Genomic DNA, 6,787 nt, shown 5'->3' on the forward strand with positions numbered 1-6,787 from the left:
ACTCCGCCTCCCCTTCGCCCGGTCTCCGCGACCGCACCGTGCGCGCGGTCACTGATCCCATGCTGGAGGGGAGGCGGAAATCCCGCTGGAGGCTGTGGACTAACGGCCCGTTGTGGAGAACTCCGTCACCGCCACGTACCGTTCGCGCACTTCGCGGTAGCGCGCCAGCTCGGCCGAGACCGGGTCGAGCACCCTGGCCCTTCCGCACGCCGCCGCCGCCTCGCGCAACCGCCGTTCGGCCTCCTGGCCGTACCGCCGCGCGGGCCCCCGGGCCGCCGCCGCGCACGACCACTCCACGAGCGGGCCGCCGACGATGCCCGCCGCCATCACCAGGGCGGGCGCCAGCAGCCCCGGCTCCAGCACCCCGATGATCTGGCCGACCAGCCACAGGCCGCCGAAGATCTGCAGCAGCGTCATCGCCACCTGCCCCAGCACGGCCGCCGGCCACCAGGCGGGGCGCGGCGGCTTCCCGGCCGGCCGCCCGCCCCGGCCCTCACCCGCGCCACCGGCCGCCGGGTTCCCCGGGCCGCCCGGCAGGGAACCGGCCGCTCCGCCGGAATCCGGCGCACCCGTCACCCCACCGCTCGCGTCCTGGACCGCCCCGTCCGGCCCACCGGCCACCCGCCCGGCCAGTTCGTCCAGTGCGTCGGGCAGGCCCTGCGCCCCGTGCACCGCCGCCTCGCGCACCGCCTGCGCCCAGGGCCCGGGCAGCCCGGCGGCGGCGTCGTCCGCCACCGTGCGCACGGCCTGCTCGACGCGCTGACGTGAGGTGAGCTGTTCCTCGGGCGGGGCGGCGAGCGGGGAGCGGTCCCGGCTGCCGGGCTGCCGGGTGGACTCGTACCAGCGCCACAGCCGCAGCCACGGCGTGCCGCACGCCCGTCCGGCGTTGCGGCGCCACTCGCGCTCGGCCGCCTGCCCCGCGGCCGCCGCGCCCACGGCCTCCGCGAGCCGGTCGGCGAACTCCTCGCGCGCCCGCTCTCCCAGCCCCGGCCGCCCCTCCGCGACGTACACCGGGCGCAGTCCGGCCGCCGCCGCGTCAACGTCGGCGGCCAGCCGCCGGGTGGCCGCCGTGCGGTCCTGGACGAACCGGCCGAGCAGCTCGCGCAGCTCGTCGACGCCCTCGCCGGTGAGGGCGGACAGGGACAGGACGGTGGCGCCGGGCTCGCCGTGCTCGCCGAGGGCCATGCCGTCCTCGTCGAGCAGCCGGCGCAGGTCGTCGAGGACCTGGTCGGCGGCCTCGCCCGGCAGCCGGTCGATCTGGTTGAGCACGACGAAGGTGATCTCGGCGTGGCCGGCGAGGGGCCGCAGGTAGCGCTCGTGCAGGGCCGCGTCCGCGTACTTCTCCGGGTCCACCACCCAGATCACCGCGTCGACCAGCGCCAGTACCCGGTCCACCTGGTCGCGGTGCCCCCTCGCCGCCGAGTCGTGGTCCGGCAGGTCGACGAGGACCAGGCCCTGGAGCGCCTCGTCGGCCGCCTCGCCGCCCGGCTGCGGCCTGCGCCGGAGCCTGCCGGGCACGGCCAGCCGGTCGAGCAGTCCGGCGGCGCCGTCGGTCCAGGAGCAGGCGAGGGCGGACGAGGTGGTGGGCCTGCGCAGCCCGGTCTCGGAGAGCTGGGCGCCGGCGAGCGCGTTGAAGAGGGTCGACTTTCCGCTGCCGCTGGCGCCGGCGATGGCGACGACGGTGTGCCGGGAGGAGAGCCGCTGGCGGGCCGCCGCCTCGTCCAGCACCCGGCCCGCCTCGGCGAGGGCGGACCGCTCCAGGCGGGCCCTGGACAGTCCGACGAGCTCGCGCAGGGCGTCCAGGCGCGGCCGGAGCGGGTTGTCGGAGTCCACGTACGTCTCGACCTGAGGCCGGCCGTCGTCCTCCGGAGGGACCTCGTCCGGGGTCTGCTCGGCCTCCTTCCGGGCGTCCTGCGCGCGACGGGCGATCAGCCCGTCGTCCCAGCCGACGCCGGACCCGGACGCCTCCGGGGGGCTTGTGGCCGCATCGGCTCCGGACGCCCCCCGGGCCCCGCCCCGGCCCTGTCCCGGATTCTCGTCAGTGACGGCAGTCATCGCTGCCACCTCTCCTTCTGCAGTAGGGACAGCGCGGCAATCAGTTCGGCCTGCGGTTCGGGGGCCAGGTCGAGGGCGTCCAGGGGTGCGAGCCGCCGGTCGCGCTCTCCGTTCAGCACATGGTCGAGATGGGTGGTGAGCAGGGCGCCGCCCTTGTCGCGCAGCCGCAGCGCACCCTGCGCCCCGATGCGTTCGGCGAGCTGTTCGCCCGCGGTACGGGCCCGGCGGCCGCCGAGCAGGGCGGCGGCCAGCAGGGCCGCGACGGTCTCGGGGGCCGGGGCGGTGTTGCGCTCCATCAGGCGCAGCTCCTCCTCGGCCAGTTCCTCCAGGATCCGGCGCCATCTGCGTACGGTCATGGCGATCCGGCCCCGGATGTCCTCGGCCGGTCCCCAGCCGCCCTGCTCGCGGCCCGCCGCCTCGAAGGCGAAGGCCCCGGCGGCGGGGTCGCGGCGCCAGACGGTGCGGATCTGCTCGTCGGCGGCGGCGACGGCGCACTCCAGGAGCGCGGCCAGGCTCTCGAGGAGGGCGTCGAGGACTTCCTCGGAGGTGCTGTACGTGGGGTAGCCGCGCCAGCGGGTCCGGGCGTCGCCGGCGAGCGCGGCGCCGTTCTTCAGCCTGCGGCGGACCCGGGCGCCCTCTTTCCGGTACGCGCCCTCGACGACACCCGTCAGCCGTACGGCGGCGGCGTACTGCGCGGCGACGGCCCCGGCGAGCGCGGGCATCCGGACGTTCAGGGAATCGATGACTCCCGCGGCGGTCCGGCCGACCGCCTGCTGACGGGCCGCCGGGTCCTGGGCGCGATGGGTGAGCCAGGCGCGCAGCGGGGCGACCGCGGTGGTGGGCAGCAGTCCGCTGCCGCCGCCGGCCGATTCGGGGAGTTCGGGGATGGTGAACCGGGGCACCTCGCCGAGGCCGGCCTTGGTGAGCAGGGCGCCGTACTGCCGGGAGACCTCGGCGATCACCTGGTGCGGGACGCGGTCGAGGACGGTGACGAGCGAGGCGTTGTACTCCTTGGCGGTGCGCAGCAGGTGCCAGGGCACGGCGTCGGCGTACCGCAAAGCCGTGGTGACCATGACCCAGATGTCGGCGGCGCAGATGAGTTCGGCGGCCAGGACGCGGTTGCGCACGACGAGGGAGTCGATGTCGGGGGCGTCCAGCAGGGCGAGCCCGCGCGGCAGGCCGGTGGCGGTCTCGATGCGCAGCGCGGTGCCCTGCTCGGCGGCGTTCCCGTCGGGGCCGTCGAGATCGTCGCACTGGCCGGGGTCGGCGTACTCCTCGGGTGACAGCCAGACCCGGGTGAGCTGCGGCAGCACCCGTACGCCCGCGAACCAGTGCTGGTCGTCCGGGTGGCAGACGAGGACGGGCGTACGGGTGGTGGGGCGCAGCACCCCGGCCTCGCTGACCCTGCGGCCCACCAGCGAGTTGACGAGCGTCGACTTGCCGGCGCCGGTCGATCCGCCGATGACGGCGAGCAGGGGCGCCTCGGGGTCCTTCAGCCGGGGCAGCAGGTAGTCGTCGAGCTGGGCGAGCAGCTCGAGCCGGGTCTGCCTGGCGCGGGGGGCCCCTGGGAGCGGAAGTGGGAGACGCACGGCAGCGACACGGTCGCGCAGGGCGGAGAGTGCGTCGATGAGCTGAGGCCGTACGTCCAAGGTCACCACATGCGAAGAATGCCCAATTTTGGAGCCCTTTTGAAGCGTATAGCCACTTCTGCGCGCCGGTTCCTTCGTCCGGACAGAGGGGACGAGTGGGGCGCAGGCATAACGAGTGCACAACACCCGAGGCGTGAAGCGTCAAAAACGGTGCGCGAATCGCACCCACCTGCGATTATCGTCTCGCTTCACCGAACCTCCACATCGTGCCACGCAGGTGAAGCAACGAGGTCGAGCCGATCGGAGCCCTATCCTTGTCCCGGCAAGGTCACGGACCGCCCGGGCCCCGAGGCTCCCGACCGCCGCAGCCACCACCCGGCCCCCGTAGCTCAGTGGATAGAGCAGGTGCCTTCTAAGCACTTGGCCGCAGGTTCGAGTCCTGCCGGGGGCGCAAGATCGGGACCCCCCTTCGGGAGGGTCCTTTTTGCTGGTCAGAGCAGGTTTCCAGAGAACGGGGCGGAGCCGGATACGCCCACTGGCGGGCAGCGGACGTATCCGGCTGGTTCCGGCTCATCCCGCGTTTCTGCGGGTGGCCTCGGTGAATACGCGGTGGAGTTTCAGACCCCCGCCGCCGGGTCGGGAAGTTCCCCCGCTCCCTCGATCCGCTGCTTCAGGTCGTCGAGCTGTCCGTCGACGCACCGGGCGTAGGTGGCGAGGAGGACGGGGACGCTGTTGCCCGCCCACTCGGCCACGGTCGCGGGCGGAACGCCGGCGTTGAGCCAGTTCGTCAGGCAGGTGTGCCGGAGGTCTGGAGCGACCCCCGAGATTCCGACACCTGGACGCTGGATGTTTCGTCATCCAGGCATCCACCACCTGCGCCGCGAGAGAAGGGGAGGCTGCACGCCACAGCCAGAAGCCCACAGCAGCGACGGAGCTGCGGATCAGGGCAAAGACTCACATCAGCGCCAGGTTGACTCCGTGACACAATTATCATGTCATGGAGTCATGCTGTACGTACCGCCCGCTCTGGACGCCGACGACCGCCGCGCCCTCGACGAGATCGAAACCATGCGCCGCTCCCTGCGCCACATGCTCCGGGCCACCCCGCGCTGGACCCGCCAGCTGCGCCGCAACCTCACCGCCCGCGCGATCGCCGGATCGAACACCATCGAGGGGTACGCGGCGACGGTCGACGACGTGGAAGCCCTCATGTCGGGTGAGGAACCTCTGGAGACCGGGGAGAAGACTCGTGCCGAGCTGGAGGGCTACCAGCGCGGCATGACCTACATCCAGGCCCTCGCCGACGCCGGAGACGACTTCCGCTACGACGCCGGCCTGCTCAACGGCCTGCACTTCATGCTGCAGGGCCACCACCTCGACAAACGCCCCGGCCGCTGGCGCGACGGACCCGTCTACGTCACCAGCCCCGACGACCCCTTGGTCCCCGCCTACACCGCACCCGACCAGGCAGACGTCCCCGCCCTGATGGCGGAGTTCATCGACTGGCTCAACGAGGGCGATCTCGACGCGCCCGTCCATATCCGCGCTTCCATGGCGCACCTCAACCTCGTCAAGATCCACCCGTGGAAGGACGGCAACGGACGCATGTCCCGCGCCCTGTCCACTCTGGTGTTCTCCCGCGAGGCTCTGATGCCCCCCGAGTTCTCCTCCATCGAGGAATGGCTCGGCCGGGGGCAGAACACCTACGCCTACTACCAGATCCTGGAGGACGTGGGCGGCCCGCACTGGAGCCCCGAACGGGATACCCGCCCCTGGATCCGGTTCTGCCTGACAGCCCACCACCGCCAGGCCCAGCAGGCCCAGCGCCGCTTCGACGTCATGTCGCGAGCCTGGACCCGTCTGGTCGAAGGCGTCGAGGCCGCCGGCTTGGACGAGCGGGTGGTCTATGCCCTGCTGCCCGCCTTCTCGGACGCAAAGGTTCGCCGCACCGTTTACCAGCAGGACGCCGATCTCAGCGACCAGCAGGCCATCCGCGACATCCGGGAGCTCGTGGCCCGCGGCTGGCTCGTCCCCCACGGCAAGGCCCGCGCCCGTTACTACGCCCCCGGGCCCCTCATGGGCCCGGTCCGGGACGAGGTCCGCCAGTCCATGGAGCCGTACACGGCCCCCTACCGGCGGGAGCGGTGATCCTCACCGGCGATCACGCGATCAGGGTGGCCGAGGCATCCGGCATCTCGTCGAGTCGCTGCCGCAGATCCTGCTCTTGACCACTGATGCACTGCGCGTACGTGGCGAACAGCACGGCGACGCTGGTACCGGCCCACTCGGCCACCTGAGCAGGCGGGATGCCGTTGTTCAGCCACATCGTCAGCCTGGTGTGCCGAAGGTCGTACACGCGTTGTCCTGTCGGTGACGCGTACACGTGGGGTGGCAGGGTTGCCCTGCGGGCGTGGTCCCACGTACGGCGGTAGACGGAACCGCGAGAACTCCGCCGCGTTCCCCGGGAACGAGTCGATTGTCGGGGAGCAGGCTCGCCTCCTGGATACGCGCCCGCAAGAGGGTGGACAGGCTCGGAGAGCACGGCGCTATGCGCGCTTCACCCTCTGCTCCGGCTTTCAGACGTCGCTGATCGTGCCGGGTTCCCCTGTCGGTCCACGTGCGCCCGATCTCGGGCTCAGCAGTGTGGACCACGATGTCGGCCCACTGCCCTTCCTCCGAGGCAGGCAGAACGAGGTCCGAGACACGCAGCGCGACCGCTTCTTCCGGGCGCAGCCCGTGAAGTACAACGTGGCGAAGAATGCTTGCAGTCTTTGCCCGCTGCGCGGCCCGCCGCGGATCCAGTCAAGGAAACGGGTCCCCGAATCGCTACGGACTCTCCCTCCACGATCCCACCACCAGTCGGGGAGCAAGATCGCCCCACATGCGTCCCCCAAAACGGCTGACGATGCATCACTGGGTTATGAAATGCCAGGTCAGAACGGTAGAGATAACGTTGGAATAAGTGCCTTCTAAGCACTTGGCCGCAGGTTCGCGTCCTGCCGGGGGCGCACATGTCCAGCGGTCACACCGCATACGCGTCGGGGGGGGGGGGGGGCCGGCCCCCCCCCCCCCCCCCCCCCCCCCCCCCCCCCCCCCCCCCCCCCCCCCCCCCCCCCCCCCCCCCCCGGCCGGCGCGCCCGCGG

The 6,787-nt window shown here is 72.6% G+C and carries 4 protein-coding genes, 2 tRNA genes and 1 pseudogene; 3 read left to right on the top strand and 4 right to left on the bottom strand.

The annotated features are described in order from the left end of the window. Positions 1-99: 99 nt before the first annotated feature. Both ABZ564_RS02630 and ABZ564_RS02635 read right to left on the bottom strand, forming a co-directional pair. Positions 100-2,055: a GTPase gene (locus ABZ564_RS02630; RefSeq protein ID WP_360848268.1), complete on the bottom strand. Its 1,956-nt coding sequence runs from the start codon at positions 2,053-2,055 to the stop codon at positions 100-102. After that, on the bottom strand, positions 2,052-3,704 hold the full coding sequence (locus ABZ564_RS02635; RefSeq protein WP_360848304.1) for a dynamin family protein: 1,653 nt from the start codon (positions 3,702-3,704) through the stop codon (positions 2,052-2,054). Before ABZ564_RS02635 ends, ABZ564_RS02630 begins: the two co-directional genes overlap by 4 nt. A 318-nt stretch (positions 3,705-4,022) precedes the next feature. Between ABZ564_RS02635 and ABZ564_RS02640 the strand changes: the two genes are divergently transcribed. Then, positions 4,023-4,095: transfer RNA gene (locus tag ABZ564_RS02640), tRNA-Arg, on the top strand. A gap of 166 nt (positions 4,096-4,261) precedes the next feature. Here ABZ564_RS02640 and ABZ564_RS02645 read toward each other — a convergent pair. After that, positions 4,262-4,453, bottom strand: a pseudogene (locus tag ABZ564_RS02645) (site-specific integrase); the annotation flags it as partial. Between the two features lie 196 nt (positions 4,454-4,649). Here ABZ564_RS02645 and ABZ564_RS02650 point away from each other — a divergent pair. After that, complete coding sequence (locus ABZ564_RS02650) at positions 4,650-5,792, top strand: Fic family protein (RefSeq protein ID WP_360848271.1); 1,143 nt, start codon at positions 4,650-4,652, stop codon at positions 5,790-5,792. A 13-nt stretch (positions 5,793-5,805) separates the two neighbouring features. Here ABZ564_RS02650 and ABZ564_RS02655 read toward each other — a convergent pair whose 3' ends face one another. Further along, positions 5,806-6,000, bottom strand: coding sequence for a hypothetical protein (locus tag ABZ564_RS02655; protein ID WP_360848274.1), 195 nt, complete (start codon positions 5,998-6,000; stop codon positions 5,806-5,808). A 571-nt stretch (positions 6,001-6,571) separates the two neighbouring features. On the opposite strand from ABZ564_RS02655, the gene ABZ564_RS02660 reads away from it, so the two are divergent. Beyond that, positions 6,572-6,652: transfer RNA gene (locus ABZ564_RS02660), tRNA-Arg, on the top strand. Positions 6,653-6,787: the final 135 nt, after the last annotated feature.

Source organism: Streptomyces sp. NPDC019224, from assembly GCF_040632605.1.
Classification (GTDB): Bacteria; Actinomycetota; Actinomycetes; order Streptomycetales; family Streptomycetaceae; genus Streptomyces.

Coding starts and splice junctions, on each gene's coding strand:
- ABZ564_RS02630 (WP_360848268.1), bottom strand. CDS start 2,055: ATGACTGCCGTCACTGACGAGAATCCGGGACAGGGCCGGGGCGGGGCC.
- ABZ564_RS02650 (WP_360848271.1), top strand. CDS start 4,650: ATGCTGTACGTACCGCCCGCTCTGGACGCCGACGACCGCCGCGCCCTC.